The following is an 18,112-nucleotide window of genomic DNA, read 5'->3' on the forward strand; positions in this document are numbered from 1 at the left end:
TTGATGTCATTTGAACGCAAATGACTATAAATCAAATAGTTGTTAGTATCTTTTGAAACCTTTCTTTCTCTTGCCTTAACTATTCTTGTACTTTTATACCATTTCTTGTTTGGAATTACAGTAAAATAAAATAATGATTTTTTGCTTTATACAAAATATAAAAATAAAGCATAGCCTAAGTTACGGTTTCTTTTTCTATTGAAGTAGAAGGCGAAAAAGGGTGTTTTATTACGGTTATTTCAAATGAGAATTGGTATTATTACACCAGATTGACACCTCAAATAAGGTTTTTACACTTGAGGTGCAAAAAATGGTAAAAGCAGAATATGAAGTCATGAAAAGGGTATGAATTTAATTCATGACAGACTAACTAGTTGGGTTAGTTTACTCATTGAAAATTGGGTTTTACGCATTATGATTTTACTTTTGTTAGATCATGTACTTATTTAGTGAAAAATTAACCACATGAAAAAAATACTACTTATAGCCATACTGACTTTTGGAATTCAGATTATTTATGCACAAGAGAAGTACAATAAGTTATGGTCGGAAGTTGAAACCTTAGAATTAGAAGGAAAGTTTAAGAGCGCTAACGACGTAGTCAACAAAATTTTAAAAAAGGCTAAGCGGTCTAATAAGAGTAGTCAAGTAGTAAAAGGATTTATATATAAATCAAAATTCACCTTACTTCTAGAAGAAGACGCACAGAAAAGCATTATCAATGAATTAGAAACCACCATTGAGGACTCTAGTTTTCCTACTACTGCACTTTTAGAATCTATTTATGCAGGATACCTAAATCAATATTTACAAAAGAATCGTTATAAAATTCGTAAAAGAACAAAGGCCTATTTTCCTAATGAATCTAGTGATTTTGAGACATGGGATGTGAATACATTTGTCTATCAAATTGCAAGGCATTATGAGCAATCTTTACTAGAACAAGATGTGTTAAAACAAGTTTCGATCAAGAATTTTAAGGCTATTTTAACGGATAGTAAAACCTCATATAAATATAGACCGACACTTTATGATTTCCTAGCCCATCGGGCATTACAGTTTTATGAATTGAATAAATGGTATGTAAAAAGACCAAAAGATCGTTTTTATGTTAATAACCCTGTTGTTTTTCAAGCTACTGAGCAATTTACACAAGAGCCTTTTTATACTATTGATAGTATTTATTCCAATAGAAATGCTTTAAAATTATATCAAAATTTAGAGCGTTTTCATCAAAAATCGGACACGGTAGCATATATAGATGTTGTTTTATCTCGATTGAAATTTTCAAGAAAACACACTACCATAGAGAATAAAGAAGCTTTCTATATTAAGGCTTTATATAACTTATCAAATAAATTTAAGGAACATGATATCTCATCAATTATTGATTATAATATTGCAGATTTTTATTTTGAATCAAGTAAAAAATCTAATGCAAAAAAAGATCCAGTTTTAAAGGAATATAGAATTAAAGCCTTAGCTATATGTGATAGCGTTTTAAATAAGTTTCCCAATTCAAATGGAGGTTTGTTATGTACCGTATTAAAAAACAAAATTGAAGAACAATCACTAACTATTGAGGCTGAAAGATATATTGTTCCAGAAAAGCCATTTCTAGCTAAAGTAACATTTAAAAGTGCGGATAGTCTATTTGTGTCTGCATATAGAGTTTCTCACAACTATTTTAAGAACATGTATTCACATAGAAAAGATAGTTTGGTACTTGAGCTTATACAAAGAAATGAACCTATTCAAACCCGATTTTATAAGTTGCAACCGCAAAAAAACTTCTATAAATATTCAACAGAGGTTGATTTACCCAAACTATCTAAAGGTAGTTATCTAATTGTTGCCTCTAAAAGGGCAGAAATATCATCAATTAAAGAAGTTTATAGTTACGATGTTATTACTGCTAGTAATTTATCCATGTTAACTATTGACAAGGGTAAAAACTTTGTAATTAAAGTTTTAAATAGAGAAAACGGTAGTCTTGTCAAAGATGTAAATCTATCAATATCTGGGTCAAAGAATATTTACCCTCAGGGTAAAACCAATGATCAAGGCGAATTTTACCTTAAAAAAAATAAAGATTATCAAGAAAACCTAAGACTTATTGCGAGTCATGAAGGTGATACATTAATAAAAGAGAATCTTTATTTATATCATCATTATAGTAGTGATGATGAAGATGAAGAGCATTTAAGCAAGATGTTTCTATACCTAGATAGAAGTATCTATCGGCCTGGACAAACTGTTCATTTTAAAGGCGTACTAGTTGAAAAGAAGAAAGGGAAATCTAAAGTCGTACCAAATGTTTATACATCGGTTATTGTATATGATACAAATGATGAAGAGCTTAAAGAGTATAGGTTGAAAACCAATGAATATGGTTCCGTAAGTGGAGAATTTAAAATCCCAAGTAATGTGCTTACCGGAGAGTTCTATATTGAAATGGATGAAGATTATGGAACTGATGACGAGGATGAGGATCCATATTATGAGAAAATTGATGATTTAGAATATGCTGAAGTATATTTTTCTGTAGAAGAATATAAACGTCCAAAGTTTGAAGTTTTGTTTGATGATGTAACCAAAAGCTATAAAGTAGGAGATAGTATTGAGGTTTCAGGCTTCGCAAAGGCGTTTTTCGGTTCTAATATTTCCGATGCTAAAGTTAAATTTTCAATTTCACGAAAGACCATACCAAATTGGAGTCATAATTATTATGGAGGGAAGTCACAAGTCATAAAAACAGGAGCTACAAAAACCAATAAAAAAGGTGAATTCTATATTGACTTTCTTGCAATTCCAGATTCAACAGTTACTAAAAAAGATAAGCCTATTTTTATATATACTATTGAAGCTGATGTTACTGATATTAATGGGGAAACAAGGAGTGCCAATAAGACTGTAAAGGTTGGTTTTCATAATTTAAAAATGGATTTGTTTATAGGAAGTAAACTCAATAGTAATATTTCCCAACAGTTTAAGTTAAGCACAAAAAATTTGAATGACCATCCTATTCAGGCAAGGGTTGAACTTTCAATCAACAAATTATCGGGTTCTAAACGTGTACTTCGCCCAAAACCTTGGGGTGTAGTTGACTTGCCATTCCTCCAAAGAAATAGATATATTGAACTATTTCCAAATGAAGTTTATGACAGCATTGATTTAAAAAAGCACTGGAAAAATGAAAAACTAGTGTTCTCAAAGATGTTGAGTGCTGCAGATAATAAAGATGTCATATTGGAAGATATTTCCAATTGGGAGTCGGGGACGTACCTATTAGAGGCAAAAGCTATTGATATATTCAAAGATACGGTTATAGTCAAAAAACAATTAGAGGTGTACCATCCAAACGATAATTATTTATCGGATTATAGAATGTTTGAATATGAAATTATTAATTCAGATTTCAAAAAAGACGGATATGTTGGAGTAAAGTTAAAAACGGCTTCTAAAAACCTAAATGTTGTTTTAGAAGCATATTATAGAGGAAAATCTATTTTTAATGAGATCGTATCCATAGAGAATGGTCATAGTTTAGTTAAAATACCTGTATTTAAAAACTACAAAAATAAACTAGATTTCAATGTGTACTTTGCAAAGTTCAATAGTTTGCATAGTGATCAATTTTCGGTAAACTTTCCAGAAATTGAAAAAGAATTGAAAATAGAAACAATAAGTTTTAGAAATAACTTAATGCCTGATCAAAAGGAAACATGGAGTTTTAAGATTACCAACTCCGATAATGAAAGAGCAGAAGCTGAAGTGCTAGCTTCAATGTATGATACTTCTTTAGATCAATTCAAGGAACATTCATGGAAAACTAATATTGGGTGGAGAAATTATAATTATTCTTATGCACCTAGAGTTCAAAGAGGTAATTTTTTCAGCACAATCACGTTTGATGATTTCAATTATTCCAAGCATTACAACTTAAATTCTTTTATTAAAAATTATCACCGCATCAATTGGTTTGGATTTAATTTTGGGGCTATAGATTATGAAAATAAAAAGTACCTAAATACGCTTTCTATAAGGCAAGATAATCCAAAATATGTTGAGGGGAATATCAGTGGAATTATAGTTGATGAAAGTGGAATGCCTCTTCCTGGTGTAAATGTAATAGTTAAGGGAACGACTATAGGATCACAGACTGATTTTGATGGATTTTATTCTATAAATGCACCTGCAGGTTCCGAATTGGTAATTAATTATATTGGATTTACGAGTAAAGAAATAGCCATAACAAAATCAGGAACTTATAACATGACCATGACTGAAGATGTTGCACATCTGGATGAGGTGGTTGTGGTTGGTTATGGAGTTCAAAAGAAAGCCAGTCTAACGGGATCTATATCATATGTGACAGCAAAGGATATTTCTCAAGATTTTATAAGTAAACTAGGTGGTAAAATTACAGGAGTAAATATTGTTCAGTCTACAGGAGCTCCAGGGGTGAATACTCAAATTACTATAAGAGGAAATAATTCAATACCCAATAATGAACAGACACTTTTTATAATAGATGGAGTGCCTATGAATTCAGAATTAGATGCTCAATTTTCTCCAAATGATATTGAGGATATTACTGTTTTAAAGGGATCAAGCGCAACGGTTATTTATGGAGCAAGAGCTGCCAATGGTGTGGTTGTAATCACTACTAAAAAAGGATTGAAAGCACTGACTCAAGTGGAGGCCAGAAGTAATTTAAAAGAGACGGCTTTTTTCTTTCCCCATTTAAAAACCGATAAGAATGGAGAAGTCCAGTTTAGCTTTGATTCACCTCAGGCTTTAACTAAATGGAGATTGATGCTTTTAGCTCATAACAAGGCATTAGAGGTTGGTACACTGGAAAAAACTGCAATAACGCAAAAGGATATTAGTGTCATTCCAAATGCACCACGCTTTTTAAGAGAAAACGATATAATAAATTTAAGTGCTAAAATTAGTAACCTAACTGATGAATCATTGACAGGTATTTCCGTGTTACAATTGTTCGATGCTGTGACCATGGAACCAATAGATAATAATCTAATTACCATAAAACCTACTAAAAACTTTAATATTACGCCTAAAGGAAATACTTCAGTGGTATGGAGCTTTAAGATTCCTGAAGGTATACAGGCTTTGCAATATAAGATAGTTGCTAAATCTGGAAAACATACAGATGGAGAGTCTAGTATTTTACCAGTATTATCTAACAGAACTTTGGTGACTGAAGCTAGACCTTTATGGATACCGCCTGGGAAAACAAAAGAAGTTGAATTTAATAAATTAAAGCTTCCTGTGTCAGATTCTCAAACAAATCATAAGTTTACCCTAGAATATACCTCTAATCCAGCTTGGCTTGCTATAAAATCATTGCCATATCTAATGGAGTTTCCTTATGAATGTGCTGAGCAAACATTCTCTCGGTTTTATGCAAATGCATTAGCAGAAGATATTATTATAAAAAACCCTCAAATTGAGTCAGTTTTTGAAAGTTGGAGAAAAAGCAATGAATTAGAGTCTCCACTAGAAAAGAATGAAACTTTAAAATCTATTCTTATTTCAGAATCTCCGTGGATTAGAGATTTAAAAACAGATCAAGAAAATAAGACTAGAATTGCTAATTTATTTGATAAAGAAAAGCTAAAAGAGCAACAATTACAGACAATAAGTAAATTAAAGGAGTTACAACATACATCAGGAGGGTTTCCTTGGTTTTCTGGAGGCAAGGAAAATACCTTTATAACACGGCATATTGTTGCTGGTATTGGGCACTTACAAAAATTAAACGTCCAAATCGAAAATAATTATAAAATCGACCCTATTGTAAAAAAGGCAATTGCTTATCTTGATTCAGAATTTTCAAAGGATTATTATGATAGCGTTAGGTTGTCCAAGGATTCAACCAATGTTTCCATAAGTAATCATACATTACATTATTTGTATTCAAGAAGCTTTTTTATGGATACATATCCGTTATCTAGTAAAACAAAGCGAATCGTGGATGTTTATTTGAGTAAGAGCAAAGAAAATTGGCTAACACAATCGATATACAGTAAAGGGCTAATTGCTATTGTTCTATATAGAATGAAAGAAATCGAAACAGCTAAAAAGATATTAGAGGCGTTGAACGAACAAGCGGTTTATAGTGAAGATAATGGGATGTATTGGAAGGAAAATAATAATAGTTGGTACTGGGATAAAGCGCCTATAGAAACACAAGCTTTATTGATTGAAGCCTTCGCTGAAATTAAAGGAGATATAAAAAAGGTTGATCAAATGAAACAATGGTTGATTAAAAATAAACAAACTAATCAGTGGTCTACAACTAAAGCAACCACAGAAGCTATTTATGCGTTATTAATGCATGGAAATGATTGGTTGGATGTTTCAGATAATACAGTAATTACAATAGGTAATGAAAAAATAAAAACAAGTAAACTCGAACCAATAATGAAAGAAGCTGGAACTGGGTATTTGAAAGTGAATTGGAATGAAAATGAAATAGTTCCAGAAATGGCTTCGGTTTCAATAAAAAACAAAAGTAATGTTACTGGATTTGGTGGGGTATATTGGCAATACTTTGAAGATTTAGATAAAATCACCTCTTCAGAAAATACGCCGTTACACATTAAAAAGAATGTATTTATCAAGAAAGTAACAGATAGGAGTGAAGAGTTAATTTCTGTAACTTCAGAAGTTCCTATAAAATTAGGAGATTTGATTACCATTCGTGTAGAGATAATATCTAAGGATGATATGGAATTTGTCCACCTTAAAGATTTGAGAGCGTCTGGATTAGAACCGATTGATGTACTATCAGAATATAAATGGCAAGATGGACTTGGCTATTATCAAAGTACAAAGGACGTCGCTACACATTTCTTTTTTGATGAACTACCAAAAGGCACTTATGTTTTTGAGTATAATTTAAGAGCTAGCAACATTGGTGATTTTTCAAATGGTATTACGACTATTCAAAGTATGTATGCACCAAAATTTGCCAATCACTCTAAAGGTATTAGAGTACAAATAGAAAAATAAAATTATATAAAAATAGAAAAAATCAAAAATCACAATCAAAAAGTTTTTTATTTATTACAGGATTCAAATAAAGCTAGTTTTAAGTTTGAAACTTAAATAGAATTATTAGCACCATCCTTAGAATAAGGTGCATTTAAAATATCGCAAGCTATTTTAAATAATATTATTGATAATCAAAGATTTATGACAAACGTAATTTCAAATTCGTAATTAATTATTCGAACCATTTAGCTTTAAGCCTTCTAACATTCATTTCTGCAATATTTATTATTGAAATATGTTCGGGGCATTCTACTTCACACGCACCAGTGAAAGTACAACTTCCAAACCCTTCAAGTTCCATTTGTCGTGCCATCTTCAAAACCCTTGTGGAGGCTTCCTGATGTCCTTGAGGTAAACTATTTAGGTGATTAATTTTTGCGGAGGTAAATAGTGCAGCAGATGAGTTCTTACATGTAGCTACACAAGCACCACAACCAATACAAGCAGCGGCATCCATAGCTTTATCTGCAATAGATTTACTAATGAGTATGGCATTTGCTTCTGGCGCTGTACCAGTTTTTGCATTAATGTAACCACCTTGCTCTATAATTCTGTCTAACGAAGAACGATCAATAACTAGGTCTTTGATTACAGGGAAAGCTGTAGCTCTCCAAGGTTCAACAACAATAGTTTCACCATCTTTAAAACTTCGCATATGTAATTGGCATGTGGTCATGTTACTGTGAGGACCATGAGCCCTACCATTTATAAATAAACAACATTGGCCACAGATACCTTCTCGACAGTCATATTCAAATGCAATGGTTTTTTCATCTCGTTCAACTAGAAGTTCATTAAGATGATCTAAAGCTTCAAGAAAAGACATATCTTTTGTTAAGTCGTAAACTTCATAAGATTTAAAATCTCCTTTAGTTTTAGCGTTTTCTTGCCTCCAGATTTTGAATGTTACTTTCATGCGTTTTGTTTAGTTGTAGAGGAAGTATTAGAGTTTCCAAAATTTTATAACGTTCATTTGTAACTTCGAACAGAGGGCTTGACATATTCAAATTCCAATTGCTCTTTATGGAGTTTAAAGTTTCCATTATTATACTCCCAAGCAGACACGTACGAAAATCTATGATCAACACGCATGGCTTCTCCATCTTTTGTTTGGTATTCTTCTCTAAAATGAGCACCACATGACTCCTCCCGTTGTAAAGCATCTGTACACATTAGAATGCCTAACTCAATGAAATCTGCTAATCGTAAAGCTTTTTCCAATTCAGTGTTCATTTCCTTATCACTACCAGTCACTTTAACATTTTTCCAAAAATCTCTCTTTAAATCTTTGATTTGAACAATAGCTTTTTCAAGTCCTTGTTTATTTCTGCTCATTGCACATTCTTGCCACATAATTTTACCTAATTCACGATGAAAATGATCAACAGTTTTGTTACCATTTATAGAAAGAAGCTTAGCAATTTGTTGTTCTATTTCTTTTTGTACATTATCAAATTCGGGATGTTCTAGAGTAGGACGCATTTCATTTAATGTATTCGCTAAATAGTTATTGATGGTATTTGGTAGAATGAAATACCCATCAATGCTTGCCTGTAGTAAAGAATTTGCTCCAAGACGGTTTGCGCCATGATCAGAAAAATTACATTCGCCAATGGCATATAGTCCTTGTATGGTAGTCATCAATTCATAATCTACCCAAAGACCTCCCATAGAGAAGTGTGCTGCAGGCGATATTTGCATAGGTTCTTGGTAGGCATCAACTCCAGTAATTTTCTTGTACATTTCAAAAAGATTACTGTATCTGTCTTTTATTGTGTGCATGCCAAATTGTTTAATGGCGTGTCTAAAATCTAAATAAACGGCATTTTTAAGTTGCCCAACGCCATACCCTTTATCAATACGCTCTTTTGCTGCTCTTGAGGCAATATCCCTTGGAGCAAGGTTTCCAAAATTAGGGTAACGACGTTCAAGATAATAGTCTCTTTCTTCTTCAGGAATATCATTTGTGTTTCGGTTGTCACCTTTCTTTTTTGGCACCCAAATCCTCCCATCATTTCTCAGCGACTCTGACATTAAGGTTAGTTTTGATTGTGCTTCACTGGTTTGAGGTAAGGCAGTAGGGTGTATTTGAGTAAAACTTGGTGCAGCAAAATAAGCCCCTCGTTTATGAGCCTTCCATATAGCACTGGCGTTGCAGCCAATCGCTAGGGTAGAAAGTCGGAACACTCTTGAATATCCTCCTGTAGCCAATACTACTGCATCGGCTACAAAACGTTTTAATTGCCCTGTTACCAAATTTCGTGCAATAATACCCTTAGCTTTTCCGTCAATAACAACCAGGTCTAGCATTTCATGGCGAGGAAATAGTTCCACTTTTTTAGCCTTTTTCATTTTATATAACTGCGAGTAAGCAGCCAACAAAAGTTGTTGTCCTGTCTGTCCCCGAGTATAGAATGTACGTTGCACTTGGACGCCTCCAAAACTACGATTTGCGAGTACGCCTCCATATTCACGGGCAAATGGGACACCTTGTTGTACAAAATGGTCAATGAGTGGAGCCGATAATTCTGCTAATCTGTATACATTAGCTTCACGAGATCTAAAATCTCCACCTTTTAAAGTGTCATAAAACATGCGCCATACACTATCACCATCGTGTTGGTAATTTTTTGCAGCATTAATTCCTCCTTGTGCAGCAATGGAATGTGCTCTGCGAGCAGAATCCTGATAGTAAAAGCATTTTACATGATATCCCAATTCGGCAAGTGTAGCAGCAGATCCAGCGCCTGACAACCCAGAGCCCACAACAATAATACTCAGCGCTTTCTTGTTAGCAGGATTTATTAATTTTGCTTTTATCTGGTAATTAAGCCATTTGTTCTCTATAGGTCCTTCTGGAATTTTTGAATCAAGCATGTTTCGGCTATTTAAAGAATAAAATAAATGGAATGATACCAAAGCCTACGGTCATAATGGTCGCATATATTAATGAGGTTTTGGCTAATATTCGTAATCCTTTTTTATGGTAAAAACCTAAAGTCATAAAAGCACTCTTTAGACCATGGTTAAGATGTAGCCCAAGTGGAATCATTAAAACCGTGTAAAACATTACGAAATAGATATTTTGAAAAAGACCATAGGTAACTTCATAGACATTCACATGCCCATTTGCATCTAAACCTATGTTTTCTCCAATACCTAGTTTAATACGAGCCCAGAAATTAGCCAAGTGTACTAAAATAAATAAAAGAATTATAACACCTAAAAGCCCCATGTTTTGTGATGCCCAACTACTGTTTTCTCTAAAATTGTTTATTGAGTAGTGTTGTGATTTGGCTTTTCTGTTTCTTAAAGTAATTAATAAAGCATAAACTACATGCAGGAGAATGGATAGATATAGAACATACGCTATTATTTTGATAAACAGACTTTCTCTTAGAGTTGTAGAATATGAGTTATAAAGATCTCTGGCAATGTCTTTGGGAAGTAATAAAATACAATTAGCAGATAAATGTACAATTAGGAAAATACAAAGAAATAAACCTGTGAGAGCGATAATGGATTTTTTGAAAAACATTGGTTATTTATCTTTTTTAAAACTATCTAGTACTATTTCGTTTCTTCGAATATTTGTTAGAAGCGACATTTGGAGGTAATTCAATTTTATTAGTCTCAGATTCAAAAGCAGACTGATTTGGAGCATTTTTTGTTGAACCACAACTAAAAATGGTAAATATTGAAACTATTAGAGGTATAATAAATAATTTTTTCATGTCTTAAAGATTTAATCATGTAGAAGATTAATCGTGTAGAATAAGCAATGGAACAGGACTGCTAAATGTTTGCTTTAAAGTAACACTTTCTCCAAATAAACGGTCGAAAAAATCTTTCTTACCACGAATTAAACACAGTAATTTAGAATCATTTTTCTTCAGATAATCGTTCAGGTCTGCATTGGTATTACCAGTTCCAAATGCATAAGTCACAGAAGGATTTAAGTCTTTAAGTTGGTTTAAGGTCTCTTGTATATCTGATGTTTGTTTTTCCGTGATATGTAGGACTTTAATCTTGCTTTTATGCATCTTAGCGATCTTGCGTAAAGGTTCAATTACAGTTGTATTAGATAATGGGTTATCACTAATAGCAAAAACAATTTCATCGAGTGAATTGTAATAGTAGAATCTAGGAACAACAATTACGGGAGCTTTTTTAGTTTTAGAAATAACACCACCTGCAATGCTTCCTATAAAAACTTCTTTTAAGCCACTAGCACCTTTGGTGCCCATAACAATATAGTCGTATTTTCCGCTATTTCCCAGTGAGGTAATAGCAGTAACGGTATCGTTCAGAACTATTTTGGTTTTCATAGCAATTTTTGGGAACTCTTTCTGAACCTTTTCAATGAGCTCATCCATACTACGTTGTGCATCTTTTTCTAATAGACCATCTATTGATTTCATAAGGAGAGCGGTTGATTTTATCCCATAAATATGTAAGATTGTAATCTCTACAGATGACGACCCAAATAGTTTAATAGCATAAGACAAAGCATTTAAGGATGTGTCTGAAAAATCGACAGGAACAAGAATTTTATTCATTTTTCAAAATATTTAATGTGAGTATATTCTTTGATGTGAAGCTTTTATTTACTTGTCTAAGATTATAAATACCCTTGCAGTTTTATTATCTAAAAAAACAGTACTTCATTTTCGCTTATTACAAACCTATAAACAAAATCTTTAGACAAACTTTAGAGAATAAGAAATGGCTAACTAAGATTAAATATTTTCTTAAATACAAGCATTTTGTAGTAGACTATATCTTAATTAATACTTCCTTAATTCATCAATAGTATTTGCTTGTTCTTAAGTTTTTCTAAAGAATCAAATAATAGTTTTATAACAAATTACTAGTTGTGTATGCTTCTAATCTAATATCGAAAGAATTATTAATTAGCATTAAATACAAAATCTTTTGATTTATGGTTTTTAATGAAATATGCTATAGTTAAACTGATTCTTAAAAATCAAAGTATGAGATTAAGAAATAATAAAATTTAAACAGATGAAACTATTAGAAAATATTTTATTGGCAGATGATTTTAGCAAATCTTCTGATAATGTTTTACAAACTGCAATTGAACTTGCAAAAGTAATGCAATCGAAGATTACCCCTATTCATATACTCCCTGACGATATTGTTAATGAAAAGGTAAAGACATTGCTAAACGAAACGGCATTAGTGAAGCTAAACGAGACCATGAAAATTATAGAAAACGCTGGTGTAGAGGTTGGAGAACCAATACTTGAATTTGGCTCAATTAGCGATAGTGTTGTCCGATCTGCAATCGATGTTAAAACTAATCTCATTTTAATTGGTTCTGGAGAAGGGCAAAGAGGAAATAAATTTCAATTAGGAACTACAGCTGAACGGATCATTCAAAAAAGTGAAAAACCTGTTTTCGTAGTAAAAGAAGGTATACTTCTTAATGTTCAAAACATTCTTTGTCCAGTTGATTTTTCTGAATCATCAAAACGTGCTCTTAAAAATGCCATTACAATGGCTCGTAGGTTTAGGGCAGAATTAACTATTCTTGGTGTTTGCGAATTACAAGGATCTACTTGGTTTGCGTCAGAAACAGAAAGAGCTGAAGAAAACTATATCAGGTGTGCCCAACACAAAGCTCAATTCAATGCGTTTCTGGAAGAGTTCAATCTAACAGAACTGAATTGGTCTAAAGAAACTCCAAAAGGAAATCCAGCTGAAGAGATACTTAGCGCAATTTCAAGAAAAATGGTAGACTTACTTGTAATGGGCACAGCAGGAAGAACAGGTTTGAACCGTTTAATTATGGGTAGCGTTACCGAAAAAGTAGTAAGAGAAGTACCATGCTCGTTTTTAACTCTAAAATCCGAAGATGTTATCAGTTTGCAACTCGAAAATGATATCAAAGATATTGAAATGTTATACAAAACAGGAACTCAACTTATGGAAGACGGATTTTATGAAGACTCTATAGAACAGTTTAAGTCTTGCCTGAGCATAAGCAATATGCATGTGCCAGCTTATTTTGCAATAGCCAAAGTGTACGATAAAACCAACGAACCTGAAAAAGCAAAACGATACAGGAATAATGGTAGGGAAATAAAAGATAGAATCTGGTATTCAAAAATTGAAGAAGAAGTTCGAAAATTGAGAGGTAGTTAAATAATAACACTTAAGAAATTCAAATCACTTGGAAAAAGCAAAAGGAAAAGTCGTTAGTGTTAACGAATCCTTGGTAGGTGCAGAAAACACTCAAGGAGCTATAATGAATGGTGAAGTAGCTTACATTATCTTAGAAGATGGTAAACGCTTAAAAGCTGAAGTTATTGATGTTAAGCCTGGTAAATTAGTGTATTTACAAGTCTTTGAAGATACCTCATGGATGAAAGTCGGTGACATTGTAGAATTCACTGGGCTTCCTTTAGCCGTAAAATTAGGTCCTGGTATTTTAGGTACTGTAACCGATGGGCTTCAAAACCCTTTGTATAAACTGGCAGAGAAAGAGTGGTTTTTAGAGCGAGGAATGGTAGTAGAGCCTTTAGACACTAATGTAAAATGGCATTTTACACCCCAAATAAAAAAGGGTGATGTCGTTAGCGGAAGTTCTATTCTAGGTACAGTACCCGAAAAAATGTTTCAACATAAAATTTTTGTGCCATTTTCTGTTCAAGGGGATTATACAGTTGAACATATTGTGGCAGAAGGTGATTACACCATAAAAGATACCATTAGCACTATTAAAGATAGTTTAGGTAATACTATGGATTTAACTATGGCATTTGATTGGCCTGTTAAAAAACCGATGCCCTTTCACGAGCGTTCAGTGCCTACGGAAACACTTCCTACAGGAATGCGGATTTTAGATGCACTTTTTCCAATAGCTTATGGTGGTACGGCTTGTAGCCCTGGACCATTTGGAGCAGGAAAAACAGTACTTCAACATAGTATAGCTAAACACTCAAGAGCAGATGTGGTAATTATAGCAGCATGTGGCGAACGTGCAGGTGAGGCTGTTGAGGTTTTTAAGGATTTCCCAGAACTTATTGACCCAAGAACAGGAAAATCTTTAATGGACAGAACTTATATTGTTGGTAACACCTCATCAATGCCTGTTGCTGCTCGTGAAGCATCTGTTTATATGGCAACTGCAGTAGGAGAGTACTATCGTAAACAAGGGCTAGATGTGTTAATTCTTGCAGACTCTACGTCGCGTTGGGCACAAGCACTTAGAGAGACTTCTGGTAGAAAAGAAGAGATCCCAGGCCCAGAGGCTTTTCCGATGTATATTTCAACATTGATTTCTGCTTTTTATGATCGGGCTGGTGTGGAAATTCTACCTGATGGTTCCAAGAGCTCGTTGAGTATTATTGGTACAGTATCACCAGCTGGTGGAAATTTTGATGAACCCGTAACTCAAGCTACTTTACTAAGTACAGGAGCCTTTTTAGGATTGTCACGAGAACTATCTGATGCCCGAAAATATCCTGCCATAGACCGTATTGATAGTAACTCAAAATATTCATCACTCATTTCAGATGGCGAAGTACGTTTTTTAAAAGATTTACTTCGAGAAGGAAAGACCATTGCATCCAATTTAGTATTGATGGGTGAACGCGGCATCACCAATGAAGCTTATACCACATACCAAAAATCCGAATTATTGGATGCTGTGTTTTTACAGCAAAACAGTTTTCAAGATGTAGATGGTGTTACAAACCCTGAACGATTGCGTTTAATGTTCAATATGGTTAAGAAGATTATTGATACATCTGTTCATATTGAAACTAAAGAAGATATCAGGTCGCATTTCAATTTTCTTCGTCAAGCTTTTATTGACTGGAATTACATGAAAATGGATGACTCAAATTTCGATAACCAAAAATCTAAAATCTTAAATCTGGTTAAACAAAAAGCACATGTTAAAGAAAACGTATGAGAATATAGATAGTATTGGTAGAGCCATTCTTACCATTCAAGCTAAAGATGTGCACAATAAGGAGTTGGCTGAAGTCATTTACCCTGATGGTAGAAAGGCATTTGCTCAGGTCATTGCTCTCAATGGTTCTAAAGTTACGTTACAGTTGTTTGCTGGTGGTTTTGGTGTATCAACGAACTGTAAAGTACGCTTCTTGGGAAATCCAGTTCAGGTTGGTTTTTCAGATGAGATGTTAGGTCGTGTGTATGCTGGTAATGGACAGCCTATAGATGGTGGGCCTCAATTAGTATCAGACATGACACGTGTTGCAGGACCATCAATAAATCCAGTAAAACGACTCATTCCTAAGAATATGATTCGTACAGGTGTACCCATGATTGATGTATTTAATACGCTAGTACGCTCACAAAAAATCCCAATTTTTGCTAGGGCAGGCGAGCCGTATAACAGGCTGCTTGCCAATGTTGCTACACAAACCGATGCAGATGTTATCATTATTGGTGGTGTAGGGTTAAAGTATGATGAGTACCATTATTTTAAGGAACGTATTGAAGAAGCGGGGAGTAAGAGCAAAACTATTATGTTCATCCACACGCATAGAGATTCTATCGTTGAAGGTTTAATGGTGCCAGATTTGGCATTAGCAGTAGGTGAACGTTTTGCATTACAAGGTAAAAATGTGTTTGTGCTACTATCAGATATGACACAATGGTCGGATTATCTGAGACAAGTTGCTAATGCACAAGACCAAATTCCTGCCAATCAAGGATATCCAGGTGATTTGTACTCACAATTAGCGAGTCGTTACGAAAAGGCTGCCGATATTGATGGTGCGGGTAGTTTAACTATTTTGGGTGTAACCACTATGGACGACGTAACGCATCCAGTACCAGATAACACAGGATATATTACTGAGGGACAATTTTTTATGAAAGATGGTTATCTAGAATTGTTTGGGTCGCTAAGTCGATTAAAACAACAGGTTAATGATAAAACGCGTGATGACCACAGAAGTATTATGAATGCCATGGCACGCTTATTTTCTGAAGCTGAAGAACGTGTAAAAGCACAAAAATTTGGCTCGGTTAAGGACGAATATTCTTTACGCTTGCTAGATTATCGTAAAACGTTTCAAAAGGAATTGATGGATCCGTTCCGCTATCTAGAATTAGAAGATGCTTTGGATTTATGCTGGGATATTTTAGCTAATCATTTCAAAAAAGAAGAAGTTGTATTATCGTCAGAACTTGTAAATATGTATTGGCCAGAAAACCAAAAATTTAAGATTTTAAAAAACAGTACGAATGAGTAATAACACCTTAGATGAGTTAATTGCCAAGGTTAAATCTGAAGCCATTGATAGTGCAGAAAAAGAATCGCAGCAAATTATTAATGATGCTAAACAAAAGGCGGAGCAATTATTAAAAAATACAGAAGAAGAGAGGCTACAAATTTTAAATGAAGCTAAAAAAGAAGCTGATGCTACACTTGATAAAGGTAAAATTGCTCTGAAACAGGCCGCACGAGATGTTCATATTTCTGTTAAGAACGATTTACTCAAGCTATTTAAAGCTGTATTAGAGGCTGAAGTAGAAACTGCATTTACGCCAGAGCTCTATACCTTAGTAATTACCAAGATTATAGATACTATAGGTAATAATGTAGACATTGTGCTTCCTGCAAATGTTGAAGACCAAATGGTAGATGCTATTCGACAAAAAGTGGCGGATTCAAAGCGTAATTTTAAAATACTAAAAAGAGAGCAATTATTCTCAGGTCTGTCAGTTACTAAAATAGATGAAGGCTGGAGCTATCAGATTACAGCAGAAGAAGTGTCAGAGCTATTAAGTCACCACTTGAGCCAAAAGTGGGTGGAAATTTTAAAGGGAAAATAGAATGCTTGCAGGAAACCTAGAATATGTAATAAGTAGTCTTCCGAATCTATCTTTTAATGATTCGGAGGCATTGCAGCATGAGGTATCCTCAATATTCCATAAATATGCTTTAGTTACTGAAGCTTCAAGTGATTTAATTTCAATTCTAAATACAGAAACAAAGAAATTCTTGTCCTCTCGTGAGTTTGAACACTTTCAACAAATTCAGTTAAAAACCATTCATTTAGCAAAGTTTCAGAATTCTAAAAATGCAGTAATAGCTGAATTTTCAAATTTTATGTTTCAACTGAAACAAGAACTACGAACATACAGAATAGCTAAAAAATCCGATAAAACTATAAGCAAGATAAACTACGAAATTATAGAGGTCTTGTATGAAAACCCTTTGGAAGCTGAACAGCAGTTACTGGAACTACAGTGGCAAAAGTTAGAAGCATTATCTATTGGTCATTATTCTGATTTTTCCTCTCTAATTCTTTATAAGTTTAAATTAGAGTTATTATTACGTTGGTGGTGTTTTGATACCGAAATAGGTTTTGAAATTTTTCAACAAACCTTAAATGTAGAATGATATGGCGGATAAGATTCTAATGAATAAAAACACATTGACGACCTTAAAGAATGAACTTAAAGGTTACCATACAGCCTTACCTGTTTTTGAAATGAAAGAACAGCAATTAAAGGAAGTGATTCAAGTTATAGAGACTGCCGTAGACCGATTAGAAGGTGCTATAGCCAAAACTAATAAAGATACCAAAACTTGGGCTGCAGTTATGGCAGAGGACACTATCAATTTATCTCATTTTGTATTAGTAAATGAACTCAAAACTAAAACAAAAGAAATCGCTGGTGTTATCATTGAACAGTTTGTAGATCTCAGTTTTGAAGAACAAGACATTGATTATCTCACCACACCACTTTGGGTTGATGCTGCTATCGAAGCCATCAAAGACCAAAAGACCAATCAGTTGATGCTACAATTGGAATTAAAAAATTTGGAAAGTGTTAAAGAAGAATTGGCAGAGGCACGACGAATGAAAAATGCACTGAAAGAAGTCTTTATCCCAGAAACCAAGAATAATATCCGAAAGATTGAGATTTATTTGGGAGATGTAGAACGCTTGGCAATAGGCTGTGCCAAATTGGTAAAAAAGAAAAAACAAGTAAAAAGTGAAGTAGTATGATTGTGCGG

At 33.6% G+C, this 18,112-nt stretch carries 12 protein-coding genes; 7 read left to right on the forward strand and 5 right to left on the reverse strand.

Annotation, left to right across the window (positions count from 1 at the left end):
• Window positions 1-465 precede the first annotated feature (465 nt).
• The gene (locus EM932_RS01610) at window positions 466-7,041 is read left to right on the forward strand and encodes an alpha-2-macroglobulin family protein (protein ID WP_135874781.1); all 6,576 of its coding nucleotides are present in this window, start codon (window positions 466-468) and stop codon (window positions 7,039-7,041) included.
• A 214-nt stretch (window positions 7,042-7,255) separates the two neighbouring features.
• On the opposite strand, the gene EM932_RS01615 is transcribed toward EM932_RS01610, so the two are convergent.
• The 5 genes from EM932_RS01615 to EM932_RS01630 are packed head-to-tail and all read right to left on the reverse strand — an operon-like array spanning window position 7,256 to window position 11,642.
• Window positions 7,256-7,999 carry a succinate dehydrogenase/fumarate reductase iron-sulfur subunit gene (locus EM932_RS01615; RefSeq protein ID WP_135874783.1) on the reverse strand — a complete coding sequence of 248 codons (744 nt, stop codon included), beginning with the start codon at window positions 7,997-7,999 and terminating at the stop codon, window positions 7,256-7,258.
• A gap of 53 nt (window positions 8,000-8,052) precedes the next feature.
• On the reverse strand, window positions 8,053-9,960 hold the full coding sequence (locus EM932_RS01620) for a fumarate reductase/succinate dehydrogenase flavoprotein subunit (RefSeq protein WP_135874785.1): 1,908 nt from the start codon (window positions 9,958-9,960) through the stop codon (window positions 8,053-8,055).
• 7 nt (window positions 9,961-9,967) lie between these two features.
• Entirely contained in the window at window positions 9,968-10,621 is a 654-nt protein-coding gene (locus EM932_RS01625) for a succinate dehydrogenase cytochrome b subunit (RefSeq protein WP_135874787.1), read from the reverse strand.
• Between the two features lie 22 nt (window positions 10,622-10,643).
• Window positions 10,644-10,817 (reverse strand): hypothetical protein, encoded by a 174-nt coding sequence (locus EM932_RS20800; RefSeq protein WP_170179692.1) that lies wholly within the window; start codon window positions 10,815-10,817, stop codon window positions 10,644-10,646.
• A gap of 27 nt (window positions 10,818-10,844) precedes the next feature.
• Window positions 10,845-11,642: a universal stress protein gene (locus EM932_RS01630; RefSeq protein WP_135874789.1), complete on the reverse strand. Its 798-nt coding sequence runs from the start codon at window positions 11,640-11,642 to the stop codon at window positions 10,845-10,847.
• A 466-nt stretch (window positions 11,643-12,108) separates the two neighbouring features.
• Between EM932_RS01630 and EM932_RS01635 the strand changes: the two genes are divergently transcribed.
• From EM932_RS01635 to EM932_RS01660, 6 genes are read left to right on the forward strand one after another with little or no spacing between them, the layout of a single operon-like run.
• Window positions 12,109-13,251, forward strand: coding sequence for a universal stress protein (locus tag EM932_RS01635; protein ID WP_135874792.1), 1,143 nt, complete (start codon window positions 12,109-12,111; stop codon window positions 13,249-13,251).
• Window positions 13,252-13,279: 28 nt separating this feature from the next.
• On the forward strand, window positions 13,280-15,025 hold the full coding sequence (locus tag EM932_RS01640) for a V-type ATP synthase subunit A (protein ID WP_135874794.1): 1,746 nt from the start codon (window positions 13,280-13,282) through the stop codon (window positions 15,023-15,025).
• Window positions 15,006-16,337 carry a V-type ATP synthase subunit B gene (locus EM932_RS01645; protein ID WP_135874796.1) on the forward strand — a complete coding sequence of 444 codons (1,332 nt, stop codon included), beginning with the start codon at window positions 15,006-15,008 and terminating at the stop codon, window positions 16,335-16,337. The genes EM932_RS01640 and EM932_RS01645 overlap by 20 nt, the downstream gene beginning before the upstream one ends.
• Window positions 16,330-16,920 carry a hypothetical protein gene (locus EM932_RS01650; protein ID WP_135874797.1) on the forward strand — a complete coding sequence of 197 codons (591 nt, stop codon included), beginning with the start codon at window positions 16,330-16,332 and terminating at the stop codon, window positions 16,918-16,920. Before EM932_RS01645 ends, EM932_RS01650 begins: the two co-directional genes overlap by 8 nt.
• 1 nt (window position 16,921) lies before the next feature.
• Window positions 16,922-17,491, forward strand: a complete 570-nt coding sequence (locus EM932_RS01655) for a hypothetical protein (protein WP_135874799.1) — start codon at window positions 16,922-16,924, stop codon at window positions 17,489-17,491.
• Window position 17,492: 1 nt separating this feature from the next.
• A complete protein-coding gene (locus tag EM932_RS01660; RefSeq protein WP_135874801.1) occupies window positions 17,493-18,104 on the forward strand; it encodes a V-type ATP synthase subunit D in 612 nt (203 codons plus the stop codon).
• Window positions 18,105-18,112 lie beyond the last annotated feature (8 nt).

It is taken from the genome of Flavivirga rizhaonensis (genome assembly GCF_004791695.1).
In the GTDB taxonomy this organism is placed as follows: Bacteria; Bacteroidota; Bacteroidia; order Flavobacteriales; family Flavobacteriaceae; genus Flavivirga; species Flavivirga rizhaonensis.

Excerpts from the sequence above, each read along its gene's own strand:
- EM932_RS01645 (WP_135874796.1), top strand. The coding sequence starts at position 15,006 with ATGTTAAAGAAAACGTATGAGAATATAGATAGTATTGGTAGAGCCATT.
- EM932_RS01620 (WP_135874785.1), bottom strand. The coding sequence starts at position 9,960 with ATGCTTGATTCAAAAATTCCAGAAGGACCTATAGAGAACAAATGGCTT.
- EM932_RS01610 (WP_135874781.1), top strand. The coding sequence starts at position 466 with ATGAAAAAAATACTACTTATAGCCATACTGACTTTTGGAATTCAGATT.
- EM932_RS01660 (WP_135874801.1), top strand. The coding sequence starts at position 17,493 with ATGGCGGATAAGATTCTAATGAATAAAAACACATTGACGACCTTAAAG.
- EM932_RS01655 (WP_135874799.1), top strand. The coding sequence starts at position 16,922 with ATGCTTGCAGGAAACCTAGAATATGTAATAAGTAGTCTTCCGAATCTA.
- EM932_RS01615 (WP_135874783.1), bottom strand. The coding sequence starts at position 7,999 with ATGAAAGTAACATTCAAAATCTGGAGGCAAGAAAACGCTAAAACTAAA.
- EM932_RS01625 (WP_135874787.1), bottom strand. The coding sequence starts at position 10,621 with ATGTTTTTCAAAAAATCCATTATCGCTCTCACAGGTTTATTTCTTTGT.
- EM932_RS01650 (WP_135874797.1), top strand. The coding sequence starts at position 16,330 with ATGAGTAATAACACCTTAGATGAGTTAATTGCCAAGGTTAAATCTGAA.
- EM932_RS01635 (WP_135874792.1), top strand. The coding sequence starts at position 12,109 with ATGAAACTATTAGAAAATATTTTATTGGCAGATGATTTTAGCAAATCT.
- EM932_RS01630 (WP_135874789.1), bottom strand. The coding sequence starts at position 11,642 with ATGAATAAAATTCTTGTTCCTGTCGATTTTTCAGACACATCCTTAAAT.
- EM932_RS20800 (WP_170179692.1), bottom strand. The coding sequence starts at position 10,817 with ATGAAAAAATTATTTATTATACCTCTAATAGTTTCAATATTTACCATT.